At 65.3% G+C, this 16,961-nt stretch carries 19 protein-coding genes; 15 read left to right on the top strand and 4 right to left on the bottom strand.

Going from position 1 to position 16,961, the window contains the following annotated elements:
* Positions 1–23 precede the first annotated feature (23 nt).
* The 6 genes from HBA99_RS14615 (at position 24) to HBA99_RS14590 (ending at position 5,927) form a co-directional block, all read left to right on the top strand.
* On the top strand, positions 24–1,067 hold the full coding sequence (locus tag HBA99_RS14615; protein WP_070931197.1) for a dipeptidase: 1,044 nt from the start codon (positions 24–26) through the stop codon (positions 1,065–1,067).
* Between the two features lie 33 nt (positions 1,068–1,100).
* A complete protein-coding gene (locus HBA99_RS14610; protein WP_070931196.1) occupies positions 1,101–1,493 on the top strand; it encodes a RidA family protein in 393 nt (130 codons plus the stop codon).
* A 2-nt stretch (positions 1,494–1,495) separates the two neighbouring features.
* Positions 1,496–2,365, top strand: coding sequence for an MBL fold metallo-hydrolase (locus HBA99_RS14605; RefSeq protein WP_070931195.1), 870 nt, complete (start codon positions 1,496–1,498; stop codon positions 2,363–2,365).
* The gene (locus tag HBA99_RS14600; protein ID WP_070931194.1) at positions 2,362–3,375 is read left to right on the top strand and encodes a 2-dehydropantoate 2-reductase; all 1,014 of its coding nucleotides are present in this window, start codon (positions 2,362–2,364) and stop codon (positions 3,373–3,375) included. Before HBA99_RS14605 ends, HBA99_RS14600 begins: the two co-directional genes overlap by 4 nt.
* Before the next feature lie 93 nt (positions 3,376–3,468).
* The gene (locus tag HBA99_RS14595; protein WP_070931406.1) at positions 3,469–4,560 is read left to right on the top strand and encodes an acyl-CoA synthetase family protein; all 1,092 of its coding nucleotides are present in this window, start codon (positions 3,469–3,471) and stop codon (positions 4,558–4,560) included.
* Positions 4,561–4,562: 2 nt separating this feature from the next.
* A complete protein-coding gene (locus HBA99_RS14590; RefSeq protein ID WP_070931193.1) occupies positions 4,563–5,927 on the top strand; it encodes an aldehyde dehydrogenase family protein in 1,365 nt (454 codons plus the stop codon).
* Between the two features lie 2 nt (positions 5,928–5,929).
* Here HBA99_RS14590 and HBA99_RS14585 read toward each other — a convergent pair whose 3' ends face one another.
* From HBA99_RS14585 to HBA99_RS14575, 3 genes are all read right to left on the bottom strand, one after another.
* The gene (locus tag HBA99_RS14585) at positions 5,930–6,361 is read right to left on the bottom strand and encodes a PPOX class F420-dependent oxidoreductase (RefSeq protein WP_070931192.1); all 432 of its coding nucleotides are present in this window, start codon (positions 6,359–6,361) and stop codon (positions 5,930–5,932) included.
* 109 nt (positions 6,362–6,470) lie between these two features.
* Positions 6,471–6,782 carry a hypothetical protein gene (locus tag HBA99_RS14580; protein ID WP_070917519.1) on the bottom strand — a complete coding sequence of 104 codons (312 nt, stop codon included), beginning with the start codon at positions 6,780–6,782 and terminating at the stop codon, positions 6,471–6,473.
* A gap of 234 nt (positions 6,783–7,016) precedes the next feature.
* Complete coding sequence (locus HBA99_RS14575; protein ID WP_070952610.1) at positions 7,017–7,514, bottom strand: DUF1990 family protein; 498 nt, start codon at positions 7,512–7,514, stop codon at positions 7,017–7,019.
* A 19-nt stretch (positions 7,515–7,533) separates the two neighbouring features.
* Between HBA99_RS14575 and HBA99_RS24855 the strand changes: the two genes are divergently transcribed.
* Together HBA99_RS24855 and HBA99_RS24850 are read left to right on the top strand one after the other, a co-directional pair.
* Entirely contained in the window at positions 7,534–8,163 is a 630-nt protein-coding gene (locus HBA99_RS24855) for a PaaI family thioesterase (RefSeq protein ID WP_030093632.1), read from the top strand.
* A complete protein-coding gene (locus HBA99_RS24850) occupies positions 8,160–8,573 on the top strand; it encodes a TIGR02611 family protein (RefSeq protein ID WP_057966927.1) in 414 nt (137 codons plus the stop codon). Before HBA99_RS24855 ends, HBA99_RS24850 begins: the two co-directional genes overlap by 4 nt.
* Here the strand turns inward: HBA99_RS24850 and HBA99_RS14565 are convergent.
* The gene (locus HBA99_RS14565) at positions 8,556–9,290 is read right to left on the bottom strand and encodes a DJ-1/PfpI family protein (RefSeq protein ID WP_070952653.1); all 735 of its coding nucleotides are present in this window, start codon (positions 9,288–9,290) and stop codon (positions 8,556–8,558) included. The two genes, HBA99_RS24850 and HBA99_RS14565, sit on opposite strands and share 18 nt — an antisense overlap.
* A 93-nt stretch (positions 9,291–9,383) precedes the next feature.
* On the opposite strand from HBA99_RS14565, the gene HBA99_RS14560 reads away from it, so the two are divergent.
* From HBA99_RS14560 to HBA99_RS14530, 7 genes are all read left to right on the top strand, one after another.
* Positions 9,384–10,391 carry a GlxA family transcriptional regulator gene (locus HBA99_RS14560; protein ID WP_081347757.1) on the top strand — a complete coding sequence of 336 codons (1,008 nt, stop codon included), beginning with the start codon at positions 9,384–9,386 and terminating at the stop codon, positions 10,389–10,391.
* 91 nt (positions 10,392–10,482) lie between these two features.
* Entirely contained in the window at positions 10,483–12,537 is a 2,055-nt protein-coding gene (thrS, locus tag HBA99_RS14555) for a threonine--tRNA ligase (protein WP_030093628.1), read from the top strand.
* Positions 12,530–13,078 carry an ATP adenylyltransferase gene (locus HBA99_RS14550; protein WP_030093627.1) on the top strand — a complete coding sequence of 183 codons (549 nt, stop codon included), beginning with the start codon at positions 12,530–12,532 and terminating at the stop codon, positions 13,076–13,078. The genes thrS and HBA99_RS14550 overlap by 8 nt, the downstream gene beginning before the upstream one ends.
* Complete coding sequence (gene pgsA, locus HBA99_RS14545) at positions 13,075–13,737, top strand: phosphatidylinositol phosphate synthase (RefSeq protein ID WP_064409017.1); 663 nt, start codon at positions 13,075–13,077, stop codon at positions 13,735–13,737. Before HBA99_RS14550 ends, pgsA begins: the two co-directional genes overlap by 4 nt.
* On the top strand, positions 13,734–14,747 hold the full coding sequence (locus tag HBA99_RS14540) for a phosphatidylinositol mannoside acyltransferase (protein WP_081347756.1): 1,014 nt from the start codon (positions 13,734–13,736) through the stop codon (positions 14,745–14,747). Before pgsA ends, HBA99_RS14540 begins: the two co-directional genes overlap by 4 nt.
* On the top strand, positions 14,747–15,874 hold the full coding sequence (locus HBA99_RS14535; RefSeq protein WP_030093624.1) for a glycosyltransferase family 4 protein: 1,128 nt from the start codon (positions 14,747–14,749) through the stop codon (positions 15,872–15,874). Before HBA99_RS14540 ends, HBA99_RS14535 begins: the two co-directional genes overlap by 1 nt.
* A complete protein-coding gene (locus HBA99_RS14530) occupies positions 15,871–16,893 on the top strand; it encodes an NUDIX hydrolase (protein WP_070952609.1) in 1,023 nt (340 codons plus the stop codon). The genes HBA99_RS14535 and HBA99_RS14530 overlap by 4 nt, the downstream gene beginning before the upstream one ends.
* Positions 16,894–16,961: the final 68 nt, after the last annotated feature.

Genomic DNA, 16,961 nt, shown 5'->3' with positions numbered 1-16,961 from the left:
CCCGGAATCGCGAGGCGCCCGATATGAGCACCACGGTCGAGCAAGCCAGGAAGCTCAACGACACCGCGCTGACCATCGACATGCACACCCACGGCCTGAGCATTGTGCCGCGATGGCTGCGCACATTGGGCGCCAAGACAATAGACATGCAGTCCGAACCGCTGTCGCAGTTGCCCAAGGGCAAGGTGAACCTCGCTATCGTCACCGCAGTCGGGGACGCATTGCTGGGTACCGCATGGCGACTGCGCTCGCCATGGAATGGCGTGAAGGCCCAGCTGGAGCTGGCCCGGGCCGAGGCCTCCGCGGCGGGTATCGCGGTGGTGGAGACCGTAGAGCAGATCGAAGCAGGCGACACTGCCACAGTCATGCTCGGTGTCGAAGGCGCCGATGTGGTGGGAGCACAACCGGATCGGCTGATCGACCTTCACCGCATGGGGGTGCGGGTGCTGGGTCTGGTGCACTACGCGGACAACGCCCTTGGAACGATCGGTACGTCGCTATCCGGGAGTAGGGGCAGCAGGGCAGTGCGGTCCGGACGATACTCCTCGGGTCTGACCGCCCTCGGTAAAGAGGTTGTCGCAGAAGCCAACCGGCTGGGCATGCTGATAGATCTGGCGCACGCCGACGCGGCTACCACTTTGGCCGTCTGCGATCAGACGTCCGCACCGGTGGTCAGTTCGCACACCGGCGCATTGGCGGTCCATGAATTTCCGCGCTACATCAGCGACGAGGAGGCGCGTGCGATATCCGCCACCGGCGGCCTGATCGGATTGTGGCCGATGGGATTTCGCGGCATCGGCATGCGAGACCTGGATGAATTCGCTCGGCACGCCTCGCACCTGGCAGAGCTGGTCGGCCCCGAGCACCTCTGCATTGGAACGGATATGAACGGCATACCCAGGTATGTCCCGGGGTTCGACGGGCCCACCGGATTTCCGTCGCTGATCGACGCACTGTTGCGCACCGGCTTCGATGCGTCCGGGGCAGCCGGGGTTCTCGGCGGCAATGCCCTGCGCGTCCTGAGAGAAACCCTTCCCCGCCCGTCCTCGAGCGGACCCACCTCATAACCGTCTCATTCATTTGGTAGCAAAGGAGTTCGGATGGCCAAGGCTCAGATCGAAACCAACGCGGCGCCAGATCCCGTCGGCGCCTACTCGCAAGCCATACGCATTGGTGACACCCTGCAGGTGTCCGGGCAAGTGGGGATCAATGCCCAGACCCGTTCGCTGGCCGGAGAGACCGTCTACGCGCAGACCGTCCAGGCATTGCGCAACATCGAGGCGATCTTGAATGCGGCCGGAGCCGATTTCGGCGATGTGCTGATGCTGCGGGTATTCCTTCACGCACCAGAAGGATTCGCCGAGCTGAACAAGGCGTTCGAGGACACCATCAGCAAGCCCTACCCGGCGCGGACCACCCTTTTTGGTGGGCTCCCGCCCGGGCTGCTGGTGGAGATAGATGCGCTCGCGAAGCTTTCCGGGTCAGAGGATTAACCATGCGCATTCATCACCTGAACTGTGGCACGATGGCGCCCGTCGGGAAACGGCTCATGGAAGGCGCGGGAGCACCCTGGCAGCGCGGCCGGCTGATTTGCCATTGTCTGCTCGTCGACACCGGAACGCGGCTGCTGCTTGTCGACACCGGATTCGGCCTGCGCGATGTCGCCGATCCGGTGGCCAGGATCGGCCGTCCCCTCAAGCTTCTGCTCAACCCTCGGTTCGCCGAATCGGAGGCAGCGGTGCGCCAGGTGCAGGCACTCGGTTATGACCCTGCCGATGTCACCGACATCGTGCTCACCCATCACGACCACGATCACGTCGGCGGAGTCGACGACTTTCCCAACGCGCGTTTGCATGTGCACGCGATCGAAGCAGAATCCATACGTGCGCAGCTGACACTTCACGACAAGGTGCGCTACAGCGGGCAGCCCGAACTCATGGGACGTAGAGAAGGTGACCGCTGGTCCGAGTATTCGATCGGTGGCGATCAGTGGTTCGGCTTCCGCGCCGTGCGGCAACTCCACGGTCTGCCCGAGGAGATCGCGATCATTCCGCTTCCGGGGCATAGCCGTGGGCATGTCGGCGTGGTGATCGACACCGGTGGCATCGGGCGCCCGCGGTGGCTCGTACACGCGGGTGATGCCTTCATGCACCCCGATGAAATGCTCACAGATCCGCGATGCCCGTTGGTGTTCAAGGTGTTTCAGAGTCTGGTGCAGGCCGATGCCACCTCGCGGCTGTACAACGCGCAACAGCTACGTGAGCTGGTCACGCGCGACGATGTGGAGGTCATCAACTCGCACAATCCGTACTATTGGGATCGTGCCCGCGCGACCGCGCAGAGCGTTGAGTTTGGAGCCCAATGAGAATCGCTGTCGCGGGGGCCGGAAGCATCGGCTGTTATGTGGGCGGCAGGCTGCAGGCCGCCGGGCATGACTTGGTGTACATCGGCCGCGCCGCCCTAGGCGAGTCGATCACCGAGCGTGGTCTCGCTCTTTCGGACTATCTGGGTTGGTCGGCGACGATTCCCGGAGACAAATGCGTGTTCTCCGAAGACATCGATGCGGTCCGCGCCGCCGATGTGGTGCTGGTGACGGTGAAATCGGCCGCGACCGCGGAGATGGCGGCGTCGCTGGCCGACCGGCTCCGGCCCGGAGCTGTGGTGGTCAGTCTGCAGAACGGGATACGCAACCCCACCGAGATATCGCGATACGTCACGCAGCACCGCGTCATTACCGGAATGGTCGGCTTCAACGTCGCGCAGGTCGGGCCGGCGCACTTTCATCAGGGCACGCAGGGAAAGTTGTCGATCTCTACGGGTGCGGAGTCCCTGGCACAGGCACTGACCGAGAGCGGGTTGCCTACCGCCGTGCGTGAGGACATGTCGGCGGTTCAGTGGGGAAAGCTCGTGGTCAACCTCAACAATGCGGTCAACGCACTCTCGGGCTTGCCGCTGAAAGCCGAACTGGGACAGCGGGACTACCGTCTGGTCCTGGCCGCCGCGCAACGCGAGGCACTGGGGCTGCTGCGCCGCAGTGGCCAGGCAGTGGTCAGTCCTCTTGCGGCGCCGCTCGCGTTCATGCCCTGGGTGCTGCGGATGCCGGACGCCGTGTTCGCCCGGGCGGCTCGGCAGATGGTCGAGATTGACCCTCAGGCGCGCTCGTCCATGCTGGACGACCTCACCCGTGGCAGGCCGACCGAAATCGACTACATCAACGGGGAAGTAGTCGAGCTTGCCAAGAAGCTCGGCGTCAGTGCGCCGGTCAACGCCGCGCTCGTCAGCCTGATCCACCAGGCAACCGCATCCGGTGAGAAGTGGTCGGGGCCAGAACTGCGCCGCGAAATCGACGATCGCACGGCAGCGAAAGTCCGCTAGTAGACAGCCCCACAGCGATCCGGCAGGGTTAACGCGCCACGAACGGCGGTGAAACTCCTTCTAGGATCGCGTTTCCTGCGCCAGGATGGCCGCATGGCTGAGATCGACCTCTCGCTGTTGGACGTCCCGCGAACCGGGCCCGTCCCAGATCCCGAGGCCTACTTGCGTGCCGCGATCGCCTGGCATTTCGGCGAGGACACCGGGTCGGCGTTCTGGTTGCGCACCGCGCAGACCCTGAACTTCGACCCGTTGACCGACGTAAAGGTTTTCGAGGACCTTCGGCTGTTCCCGAACCTGGTCAACGAGCTGCGTGATGCACCCGTCGAGGACCTCATCCCGCGCGGCTATGGAACCCCGGCGCCGGTGCCCAAGATCTTCGAATCCGGTGGCACCACCGGTGCACCCAAACGCACGGCGCAACTACCCGATTGGGTTGAGCAGGTCACGCAATGGCAGGTCGAGGACTTCACCGCCGGCGGCTTCGTAGCAGGGCAGGGTCTGTTGTTCCTCATGCCCAGTGGCCCGCACGGGGTCGGTCATTTCTCGCGTGCGGTCAGCGAGCGGCTGGGTTCGGTGTTCTATGCGGTGGACCTCGACCCACGGTGGGTCAAGAAACTCTCCGCACGCAACGCCACCGCCGAAGTGTCTGGGTATGTCGAGCACGTCCTGGAGCAGGCCAGGTTCGTGCTGCAGACCCAGCGGGTCGCCAACCTGCACACCAGCCCGCCGCTGCTGGGCGCCATCGCCCGCGACGACGCCATGGTGGACCTGGTCAACCAGAAGATCCGCTACATACTGATCAGCGGCGCCCACGTAGACCTGGACACTCTCGATCTGCTCCGCGAGATCTTCCCGACGGCCGAGATCGCGATGGCCTTCGGTAGCACAATGATCTTGTCCCAGGCAAGGACTCGCGTTGACGGGGACGCCTTCGTCTTCGATCCGCGCTCACCCTACGTGGTGTTCTGGGTGATCGATCCCGATACGGGGGAGTGTGTGCCCTACGGTGAGCGCGGCCAGGTGGTGATGAATCACATCAGCAAGGGCATGTTCATTCCGAACAACCTCGAACGCGACACTGCGATTCGAAGGAATGGCCCGGACAATCAGATTGGTGATTCCGTCAGTGAAGTGGTCCCGGTCGCCAACTTTGAGGGTGAGCCGGTGATCGAGGGCGTTTACTGATCGTGATCGCACTTGACGCCCTTGGCCCCGGTGGCGAGTACCGCACCCGAAACCGTGAGGTGATCACCGATGTGGCCGGAGCGCCGGTCGCCGAGCTGAGCATCGCGCCCCCGCTGTATGTGAGCCGCAGCATTCAGGCGCAACGCACGGTCAAGCCCCTCCCACACGATCGGTGTAACGCCGCGCTGGCAGACGCTGCCGCGATCTTCGTCGACGCGCAGCTCGGCGGCCTCGGCTTCGAGCAATACGTCGAGGTGGTCAGCCGGGTGTCGGGGCTACCGATCGCGATTGCACGGGCCAGTGCCCGTGGTGTCGCGGACGCGGTACGGGTCGCGGCCGATTCGGTGGCGCCTGCCCGCCCGATGGGCGCCGCCATCGACTGGCGCGACGAGCGCACCCGGCGAGGAAGCGCGGTGTGGGCGCGCCGCGGTGAGGTGCTCGCCGTGCACGCGTCGGGGAACAGCCCCGGTGTGCACAGCACGTGGGCGCAGGCGCTGGCGGTGGGTTACCGGGTGGCAATCCGTCCATCGCGGCGCGAACCCTTCACCGGACACCGGCTTGTCAATGCCCTACGCCAGGCCGGATTTCGGCCCGAAGACGCCCTCTATCTACCCACCGACCATGCGGGCGCGGCCGAGATCATCACCGCCGCCGACCTCGCCGTCGTCTACGGGGGACAAGACGTCGTCGACGGCTATGCCGACGACCCGACGGTGCTGACGAACGGGCCGGGCCGCACCAAGATCTTGATCACCGCCGAACAGGACTGGCGCGACTACCTTGACGTCATCGTCGAGTCGATCAGCGGGCAGGGCGGGATGGCCTGCACCAACGCCACCGCCGTTCTCTACGAAGGCGATCCGCGACCCCTGGCCGAAGCGATCACCGCCAGGCTGGCGACGATCCCCGCGCTTCCGATCACCGACGAACGTGCTGCGCTACCAGCTCAGCCCATAGCGGCGGCCAGACGCTATGCCGAGCACCTGGCGGCCGTATCTGTCGGCACCACAGCGCTGCTGGGCGCCGACCAGGTGGTCGCAGACCTCGGTGACGGCTCGGCGGTACTGCGACCGGCAGTACACCTGCTGGCGCGACCAGACATCGGCCCACTCAACACGGAGCTGGCGTTCCCATGCGTGTGGGTCTCGCCGTGGACACGCGCCGACGGCCTTGCCCCGCTGCGGCATTCCTTGGTGATCAACGCGATTACCAAGGACGAGGAGCTGATCGACGATCTGCTCAACGAGCCTACGGTGGCCAACGTGTACAGCGGCAGGCATCTCACGTCGTATGCGGACCCCGAGGTCCCACACGACGGATTTCTCGCGGACTTCTTGATGCGCACCAAGGGCATCGTCCGCGACTGATGTCAGGGTTGTGGCGCCCAGGGGCCGTGGCCGCCAACCGACTCGACACGGATGCGGGTGAGGTACCCCTCGGGAGAGCCGGGCGGCGGGAAGTGCTCGTCGGAGCCCAGCAGGGCGATCGCGAGCTGACTGAGCAGCTCGGGTGCGCCGCCTTCTACTACGCGAGCCGAACCGGTCACGGACAGGTACTCGCGCTGCTGTCCGGGCTGGCTGGGCGCCAGGATGGTCACCGCGACATGGGGATCGCGCCGGATGTTGCGCAGCTTCTTGTAATTGCCGGACAGATGAGCGGCCACTAGCTCGTCGCCCTCGGGCGTGGATTGCAGGGCTACCCACACCACGGACACCTGTGGAGTGCCGTCGGGATTGATGGTGACCAGCGTGGCATCAGCACCCGCCCCGATGAGTGTGCGCGCGGCCTCATGGAGTTCCATGTCAGCTTTATACCTCGCGGAGGCGGGTCTTATTCCCGTGAGCGGAATCTGCTGGAGACGGCGGTGTCCGGCCGACGACGTTGTCAACCGGGCACCGTGCCGAAATCTTTTATTGCAGAACGGTTGTGGTATTCGTGCCGTAGGGGACCTGCGGGTTGGTGCCCAGCGGCGTGCGTGGGTTGGCGCCCTCATGGGTGGGCTCGTGAAATCCGCGGTCGTACAGGTTGGTGCCGGGCTGGGTGCAGGCCCCGCCGACGCGCGGTGCGCCGCCCGCGCACGCGGTCCGGCAGCTGTGGTTGTACGGCGTCTCGCCGGCCGAACACACCGGGAGGTCTGCAGCCGCCACCGGGGCGATGAACATCGCGGCCGAGGCGCCCAGGGCTCCGGCGAACAGCGCGATGCCAGCGGGCAGGGAAACCATGAGGTTCAGAGCTCCTAAAAACGCATGAATCGAAGTTGAACAAAAGGTTACACATCATAACGATTCGAATGCTCGGAAGATTTGCTGAACAATGCGCCTGTTTGTCTTTCGGCGCTAAATGACCAAGACACGCCCGCTTATTCGACGCGCCAGTGAAGTAGCTGTATCCGTCACCCAGCTAACATGTAGGTTACCGGGGGAGGGTTATGTGTGCAGCAACCGATCGCGCGTCGCTCACAGTGCGTGCAGGTAGCGCTGAGTTACCACACGTTGTAGCTGCTTGACCACCAGATTGCCCACCCGGACCCACCAGTACGACGGCCTGGAGAATGCGGTTATCTCTACGGAGACAACGTCATTGGATGGATCAAAGCGCACGATGAAGACCTCTTCGCCGGTTTCCGGGTGTCCTCGAAGCGTGCCGTATGCGAAACCGCGCCGATTCGGCTCGTCCACCACGTACACGATGCGGCACAGCGCCCAGAACGGCCATAGCCGCGTCATCACGTTCACGCCGGCGGCGGCCTCCGGTGCCGACGTCTGTACGGGCAGCCCGATCCCACGTTGGATACCGAATCGCATGAGGCTTGCGGCAGCATCGTCGAACCGCGCCCTACCCGTTCCGATCTGCCGAGATTCGCGCACATGGTGATATCCGGCGGGTAACTCGGTGGCCGTCGCGCCGATCTCGGAGTAGGTGAACGGGAGCTGGCTCAGCCGTGCAATATCCACCCCAATAACGTAGGGGAGTATGACCACCGAGGAAGCAGTAACAGCGCATGAGGGTGGCGGGTTCAATCCGCCCGACCCGACCCTCAAGGGCGGCCCCGACTACGGCCGTTTCATCGATGCACTGCGGACTCTGCAGGATCGCGCTCGCGCCGCCCTGCCACCCGATGAGGTGATCACCAATCTGGCCAACCAGCTCGAGGCCATGAACGAGCTGCTGGACCCGTACGAGGTTTCGGAGTGGGACTCGCCCTCGGGCCGTCGCACCGATCTTCCGCTGCGTGGAAACATCCTGCTGGTCCCGATGACAATCGATAGCTTCGACAACGGAGTGCTCACCGGCACAGCCACTTTCGGGCGCTACCACCTGGGCCGAAACGGGGCGGTGCATGGCGGATGTCTCGGCCTGCTCTTCGACACGATCATCGGCACCGGCACGATGCTGCTCACGGACCTGCGCAAGCTGCGTACTGCGTACCTGAACATCAACTACCGCAAGGTCACGCCGATCGAGAAGGAGCTGCAGTTCGACTGCACCCTGGACCGCGTCGAGGGCCGCAAGGTGTACCTGACCAGCAGATTGCTCGACGGCGACGATGTGCTCGCCGAGGCCGACGCTCTCTTTGTGAAGCTCAATCCCGGTCAGCCGTGAGCGGCCGTACCCGTCGGTGGGCCCGATGGCGCGACGGGGTGCGGGACCGTCCGGCATTGAACGTCTTTTACCGCATGGCGGTTGCGATCATCGGTCTGGCAGTGCTGGGTGCGGGCATCATTGCTATCCCCTATCCGGGGCCCGGCTGGGCGATCGTCTTCCTCGGCCTGGCGATTCTTGCCTCCGAGTTCTCTTGGGCAAGAAAGCTTCTTCACGCAGTCAGGGCCCGGTACGACAGGTTCATGGCCTGGTTTTCCACTCAACCTCAGTGGTTGCGGGGGATCGGGGTGCTGTTCACCGCGGCGTTGGTGGTGGTCACGCTGTGGGTGTTGGGTGCGGTCGGCTGGGTCGCCGCGCTGGCCGGAATCGAGGCGCATTGGCTGAAGAGCCCGCTAGGGCTTGGCGGCTGACCTTCGCCGCACCCGGTCGATGACGTTCGCCCACAGCACCTTCGAGCCCGCCACGACCTCCGCGCCGGCATCGCGTGCCGAGATCATGCCCTTCATCATCAGCACCGCATCTGCCTTGTTGCGGGCCGAGGCCTTGCTGATGTGGCCGGTATCGAATGGCGGCCGCGGGTCGTATTCGATGCACAGCTGAGTGGCCTCGGCGCGCGGCTGTCCGGCGATCTCGCCGACGAGCCACAGACCAAGATCGAGCCCTGCGGACACCCCTGCGGCGGTAATCACCTTGCCGTCACGGACGATTCGCTTGTCCCGCTGGGGATTGGCCCCAAAGGTCGTGAGCACCCGCTGCCCGGCCCAATGGCAGGTGGCGTCCTTTCCCCGCAAGATCCCGGCGGCACCGAGAATGAGCGACCCGCTACATACCGATGCGGTCCACGTCGTGCCCAGGTGAACCTTCCGCAGCCAGGTGAGAACGCCGTCGTCGGCGGCGGTGCTCATGGTGGCCGGTATCGAGCCGCCGATCAGGACGATGTCCGGTGCCGGGGTCTCCTGGAAGGAATGCGTGGCGCCGACCACCAGGACACAGCTATCGGTCACTATCGGCCCCGGCTCGTGCCAGACGAATCGAAACTCGGCCTCGGGCAGCCCCCTCAGCATTTCGTAGGGGCCTATCGCGTCGAGCGCCGTCATGCCCGGGTACGCCAGGATCGCTATCTGCATGATTGCCATGGTTGTCGGCCGATCACGGCGGCAGAAGTGGCCAGATAGACAGTACCCAACGAGATATTGCCAACAACGAGTTACGCTCGCCGCATGCATTCCGTTCCGGGCTGTTCGGGCGAGCCTCACTCGGTGCTCTTGGGTCGTTCGGGCGAGCCTCACTCGGTACTCGTCCTCGCCCTTCCCGACACCATCGGGTTCGACCTGGCGACCGCTGTGGAGGTGTTTCGCCGCGTGCACCTCGCCGACGGCACCCGGCCCTACCGGGTGCGGGTGTGCGGCACGGCACCCGTCGTCTCTGCCGGACCGTTCGGCATCGCCACAGATCTTGGGCTTGAGGCTCTTTCGAACGCCGACACGATCGTGGTGCCCGCGCGCAACGACGTGACCGCGCCCACGCCCGACGGCGTCATCGAGGCACTGCAGGCCGCGCACGCCCGCGGTGCGCGCATCGCTTCCATCTGCGCCGGAGCCTTCACGCTCGCCGAGGCCGGAATTCTGGACGGCAAGCGTGCCACCACGCACTGGCTCGCCGCTGACCTGTTTCGGCAGATGTATCCGGACGTACGCCTGGATGCCGATGTGCTGTACGTGGACGAGGGCCAGGTGCTCACCTCCGCCGGGGCTTCGGCCGGGCTCGATCTGTGTTTGCACATGGTCACGTGCGATCACGGCACGGCGGTCGCTGCCGAGGCGGCCCGGGTGGCCGTGGCGCCGCTGCACCGGGACGGCGGTCAAGCTCAATACGTCATCCGGAACCGTCAGCGCACCGAGGCAGGCCTCGGCGAGATGCTGGCGTGGATCGAGCACAACGCCCATCGAGAACTTTCCCTGGAGGACCTCGCGGTCCAGGCATCAACCAGCGTGCGCAGCCTCAACCGGCGATTTCGGGCCGAAACGGGACAGACGCCGATGCAGTGGCTCACCGGCGTGCGGGTCCGTCATGCCCAGCAGCTGCTGGAATGTTCGGCGGACTCCGTGGAGTGGATCGGGCGCGAGGTGGGGTTCGGTTCACCTGCGAATTTCCGGGAGCAGTTCCGTCGGCTCACCGGGGTCTCCCCGCTCGCTTACCGGAATACCTTCCGGGCGCGCTCGGCCTGAGTGCTCTCGGTGCCCATCGGCTGGGAAGGCGCTGGTGTGGACCGATAGCATGAGTTCGCAAACCCCCCGTCTCTGAAGTGGAGAACTGCTGATGACTGCGCCCAACCCGTCTTCCCCTGTGCCCCCTATCCGGGTGCCGGCCGGGACGACGGCGGGGACTGCGGTGCGCGAGGCTGGTCTGCCGGGCAAGGGCGAGGACGCCATCGTCGTCGTCCGGGTGGACGGTGGGTTGAAGGATCTGTCGTGGACTCCTGAGGTCGACACCGAGGTAGAGCCGGTCGCGGCCAACACTGAGGACGGGCGCAGCGTCATCCGGCACTCGGCCGCCCACGTGCTGGCGCAGGCAGTGCAGGACCTCTTCCCGAAGGCCAAGCTTGGTATCGGTCCGCCGATCACCGATGGCTTCTACTACGACTTCGGGATCGATCACGCCTTCACACCTGAGGACCTGGCGGCCCTCGAAAAGAAGATGAAGCAGATCATCAAAGAGGGGCAACGCTTTTCACGCCGGGTGTACGGCTCGGTGGAAGAGGCGCAGGCGGAATTGGCCAACGAGCCGTTCAAGCTGGAGCTTGTCTCCGATAAGTCGGGCGCCGACGATCCCGAGGTGATGGAGGTCGGTGGCGACGAGCTGTCCGCCTACGACAACCTGAATCCTCGTACCGGGGAACGGGAATGGTTCGACCTGTGCCGTGGCCCGCACATTCCCACCACCAAACACATCCCGGCGTTCCGGCTCACTCGCAGCTCGGCCGCCTACTGGCGCGGCAATCAGGCCAACGCCAGCATGCAGCGCGTCTACGGCACCGCCTGGGAGTCGCAAGAGGCGCTCGACAAGCACCTCGAACTGCTGGAAGAGGCGCTGCGGCGCGACCACCGCAAGCTCGGTGTGGAGCTCGATCTGTTCAGCTTCCCCGACGAAATCGGTTCCGGTCTGCCGGTTTTCCACCCCAAGGGTGGCATCATCCGCAAGGAACTTGAGGACTACTCGCGCGCCAAGCACACCGCCGCCGGGTACGAATTCGTCAACACTCCGCACATCACCAAGGAAAACCTGTACCAGACCTCTGGGCACCTGGACTGGTACTCCGACGGCATGTTCCCTCCCATGCACATCGACGCCGAACTCAATGACGACGGCACCGTGCGCAAGCCGGGGCAGAACTACTACCTCAAGCCCATGAACTGCCCGATGCACCACCTGATCTACCGGGCGCGGGGCCGTTCATACCGTGAATTGCCGTTGCGGCTCTTCGAATTCGGATCGGTGTACCGATACGAGAAATCCGGTGTGGTGCACGGTCTGACCCGGGTGCGGGGCATGACGCAGGACGACGCGCACATCTACACCACCCGCGAGCAGATGCACGAAGAGCTGACGTCGCTGCTGCGGTTCGTGCTGGATCTTTTGTCCGATTACGGGCTCGACGACTTCTACCTGGAGCTGTCGACCAAGGATGAGACGAAATTCGTTGGATCCGATGAGGACTGGGAGCAAGCGACCAAGACCCTGGAACAGGTGGCGCTCGACTCCGGGCTGCAGCTGGTCCCGGATCCGGGTGGCGCGGCGTTCTACGGTCCTAAGATCTCGGTACAGGCCAAGGACGCGCTGGGCCGGTCTTGGCAGATGTCGACCATCCAGCTCGACTTCAACATGCCGGAGCGATTCGAACTGGAGTACACCGCTGCCGACGGAACCCGTCAGCGTCCGGTGCTCATCCACCGCGCACTGTTCGGGTCTATCGAGCGGTTCTTCGGTGTGCTCACCGAGCACTACGCGGGTGCCTTCCCGGCCTGGCTATCGCCGGTGCAGGTTGTTGGTATCCCGATTGCCGACGCCCACGCGCCGTACCTGAGCGACATTGTCTCGCAGCTCAAATCGCAGGGCATTCGGGCCGAGATCGATGTCAGCGATGACCGCATGAACAAGAAGATCGTCAACCACACCAACCAGCGTGTGCCGTTCCTGCTGCTGGCCGGCGATCGTGACGTGGAGGCGGGCGCGGTGAGCTTCCGCTTCCGCGACCGTACCCAGGTGAACGGAGTGCCCCGTGATGAGGCCGTGGCCGCCATCATCGATTGGGTGAACAGACACGAGAACGTTTCTCCGACCGCCGAACTGATGAAGCTGGGGACCCGTGACTGACGAGGACTCGACCATCACCGACCGGGGAGTGGGCGACCCCGATCACCTGCAGCGGCTCTGGACCCCGCACCGGATGACCTATCTGGTGGAGGCGGTGAAGTCGAGTGGGGCGGAGTCCGCTCCGTTCACCGACATTCCCGAGATGGCCGACGAAGACGGTCTGGTGGTGGCGCGCGGGGAGCACGTGTACGCGGTGCTCAACCTGTACCCGTACAACCCGGGACATCTCATGGTGGTGCCGTATCGGCAGGTCGCCGAGCTCGAGGACCTCACCGAGAATGAGAGTCGCGAGCTGATGGCGTTCACCCAGAAGGCGATTCGGGTGATCAAAAAGGTGTCACGCCCGCACGGTTTCAACGTGGGACTCAACCTGGGCACGGCGGCAGGTGGATCGCTGGCCGAACATTTGCATCAGCACGTGGTGCCGCGCTGGGGCGGCGACGCCAACTTCATCACCATCATCGGCGACTCCAAGGTGCTGCCGCAGCTCCTGCGGGACACCCGCCAGCTACTCGCCAGCGCCTGGGAGCAGCTGCCATGAGCGGCTTCTTGTCCCGGGAGACGTTCGCGAAGATCATCAACCCGCTTGCCGGCGCGGTGCTGCGCGCCGGATTCACCCCGGACACCGTCACCATCTTCGGGACCGCGGCGACGGTCGTCGCCGCGCTCACCCTGTTCCCGACGGGCCACCTGTTCTGGGGTGGCATGGCGGTCTGGCTGTTCACCATGTTCGACATGCTCGATGGAGCGATGGCGCGAGCCCGTGGTGGTGGCACCAGATTCGGCGCGGTGCTGGATGCCACATGTGATCGTGTGGCCGATGGCGCGGTGTTCGCCGGACTGCTGTGGTGGGCGGCATTCGGTTGGGGATCAACGTCTTTGGTCGTGGCCACGCTGATCTGCATGATCACCTCGCAGGTGATCTCGTACGTGAAGGCGCGGGCCGAGGCCTCCGGGCTGCGTGCCGACGGTGGGCTGATCGAGCGCCCGGAACGGCTCATCATCGTGCTTGCCGGAGCGATCTTCAGCGGCGGGTTCGGGTTACCGGAGCCGCTGCATGTAGCGATGTGGGTGCTCGCGATCGCGAGCCTGGTGACGGTGGCGCAGCGCATGCATGCGGTGCGCACATCTCCCGGCGCACTTGATCTGCTGCCCAATTCCGATGCCGGACAGGACACCGCGGAGACGAATCAGTCATGAGTGTGTGGGGCGAACGTGCTGCTGACTGGGGGTATGCCGCCGGCTGGAATCTGACGCAGATGACGCCAGATCTGCTCGCCCGCGCCATATTCGATGTCGGTGCCATGGTGGGTGCCCGCAACGGTGGACCCGAACAGCTGCGTAAGAACTTGGCCCGCGTGCTTGGCGTGCATCCGCGCGAGGTGCCTGACCGGCTGATGATCGACTCGATGCGTTCCTACGCCCGGTACTGGCGTGAAGCATTCCGGCTGCCGTCGCACAACATGGAGCGCCTGGCCGCTCGCCTGGACAGTTCCCTGTTCGGTCGCCGGAATCTCGATGAGTCGCAGGCCCAGGGACGGGGCACGATCATCGCCCTGCCGCACAGCGGAAACTGGGACATGGCGGGGGTGTGGCTGGCCCAAACCTACGGGACCTTCACCACGGTGGCCGAGCGTCTCAAACCCGAGTCGCTGTACCGCCGCTTTCTGGACTACCGGGAAACCCTGGGCTTCGAGGTGCTCGCATCCAGCGGCGACTCCACCGGGCCGTACGAGACGCTGGTAACGCGGCTGCGGGAAAACCGCGTCGTCTGTCTCATGGCCGATCGCGATTTGAGCCGCAGTGGTGTCCCCGTCGACTTCTTCGGCGCAGAAGCTCGGATGCCCGCGGGCCCGGCCCGGTTGGCGATCGACACCGGAGCACGCTTGCTGCCGGCACACTGCTGGTTCGAGCCGCACGGTCAATGGGGCGTGCGGATCCAGGCGCCCATCGATACGTCATCGGGCGATGTCGCGGTCGTCATCCAGGCGCTCGCCGATGAGTTCGCCGCCAATATCGCCGAGCGCCCCGCGGACTGGCATATGTTGCAGCCGCTGTGGCTTGACGACCTGTCCGAAGAGCGTCGAACTAGGTTGCGGACCTCGCCGGTCCAACCGGCGCCGGAGAACCATCCCGCGCCCGCCCCGGAATCGGACACTGATGGTCGGGCAGCCCCCCGGGAGACTGATCCCGTTGGTGGGCAGGCGTAATGCGCATCGGGATGGTCTGCCCGTACTCCTTTGATGTACCGGGTGGCGTCCAGTCCCATGTGGTGCAGCTGGCGGAGGTCATGAGGGACCGCGGACACCACGTCAGCCTGCTCGCACCGTCCTCGTCGGACGTTGAGCTGCCCGAGTTCGTGGTATCCGGCGGCAAGGCCGTCCCGATTCCGTACAACGGTTCGGTAGCGCGGCTGCGGTTCGGTCCGGCCACCTATGCCAAGACCCGGCGCTGGCTGGTCGACGGCGACTTCGATGTATTGCACCTGCATGAACCGAACGCGCCGAGTCTGTCCATGCTGGCGCTCATGGTGGCCGAGGGCCCGATCGTCGCCACCTTCCACACGTCTACCACGAAGTCGTTGACGCTGAGCGTCTTTCAGGCGGTGCTGCGCCCGTGGCACGAAAAGATCGTCGGTCGGATCGCGGTCTCGGAGTTGGCCCGGCGCTGGCAGATGGAAGCACTCGGATCTGACGCGGTCGAGATTCCCAACGGCGTCGATGTCCGGTCCTTTTCCGGCGCGCCGATGCTGGAGGGCTACCCGCGGGCAGGTAAGACGGTGCTTTTCCTGGGCCGCTATGACGAGCCACGCAAAGGTATGGACGTGTTGATGGGGGCGCTGCCGAAGATCGCGGCCAGTTTCTCCGATGTGGAGATCCTGATCGTCGGTCGAGGAGATGAGGCCGAACTGCGCACGCAGGCAGGGCCGTTGGCGAAACATCTGCGCTTCCTGGGGCAGGTGGACGATGCCACCAAGGCCTCGGCCATGCGCAGCGCCGACGTCTACTGCGCCCCCAACATCGGCGGCGAGAGCTTCGGCATCGTGTTGGTGGAGGCGATGGCGGCGGGTACCGCGGTGGTCGCCAGCTCGCTGGACGCCTTCCGCCGTGTGCTCCTGGACGGCTCGGCAGGCCGGTTGACACCCACCGGTGATGCGGATGCCTTGGCGGCGGCCATCATCGACGTGCTCGGCGACGACGAGGGGCGCGCGAAGCTGGTGACGGCAGGCACCGAGGCAGTGCAGCGGTACGACTGGTCGGTGGTCGCGCAGCAGATCATGCTCGTCTACGAGACCGTCACCGCGTCCGGTGCGCGTGTGAAGGTCGACAGTTGGTGACCTTCTCGGCGTTGACCGTCATCGTCATCGCCCTCATCGGCACGCTGGTCGCGCTGGGCCTGCTGTGGGCCTATCTGGTGGCCAACCGGCTGGACCGACTGCACGTGCGCAGCGACCTGTCCTGGCAGGCCCTCGATGCCGCGATGGCACGCCGCGCCGTCGTCGCACGGGCGGTAGGAGATGCGCTCAAGGACGACCAACTGATCAAACTCGCCGCGAAAGCCGAGCGGGCCGAACGTGACCGGCGCGAGTATGCGGAGAACCAGCTGGCCTCAGCGTTGTCCACCGTCGACTCCGAGCGGCTGCGCCCTGCGCTGGTGGCCGAGCTCGCCGACGCCGAGACGCGGGTGCTGATCGCGCGGCGCTTCCACAACGACGCGGTACGCGACACTCTGGCCCTGCGGGTGCGCCGACCGGTGCGCTGGTTGCGTCTGGGCGGAACCGCACCGATGCCAACGTATTTCGAGATCATTGACCGCCAGGGCGCGGGCACCGAAGACCCGGCCCTGGCCAACTTCCGCACCTCGGCGCGGATCATCCTGCTCGACGAGGATGGCCGGGTGCTGCTGCTGCGCGGCTTCGATCCCGCCGCCCCCAGCCCGGCGGTGCATTGGTGGTTCACCGTGGGCGGACAGACGTTGCCGGGGGAGAAGCTGTGCGACGGCGCGGTGCGCGAGCTGGTCGAGGAGACCGGCTTATCGGTTCCCTCCGGGCGCCTGGTGGGCCCGCTGTGGCGTCGGGTGGCTGTCTTCGACTTCAACGGAACCACCATCCGCTCCGAGGAATTGTTCTTCGTGCACCGGACCAAGAGGTTCGAACCGGCCACGGACGGCCGCACCAATTTGGAGCAGCGCTACATCACCGGGCACCGCTGGTGCGACGCCGAGGAGATCGCCGCACTCGCGGCCTCGGGGGAGCAGGTGTTCCCGAATCAGCTGGGAGAGCTGCTCGGAGAGGCCGCCACTGCCGCGGATGCGGTGGCCGCCGGTGGGCGCCGCGACCCGATCCTCATCGGGTGAGGCCGGTCACCGCACCTCCCGGGACAAAATCGCTGGTGTGGCCGCATTAGACTGGTGCCAGAAACCGA

Origin of the sequence: Mycobacteroides chelonae (assembly GCF_016767715.1) — a bacterium.
In the GTDB taxonomy this organism is placed as follows: Bacteria; Actinomycetota; Actinomycetes; order Mycobacteriales; family Mycobacteriaceae; genus Mycobacterium; species Mycobacterium gwanakae.
The sequence above is the reverse complement of the archived record's forward strand: the minus strand, read 5'-3'. Positions and strand labels throughout refer to the sequence as shown.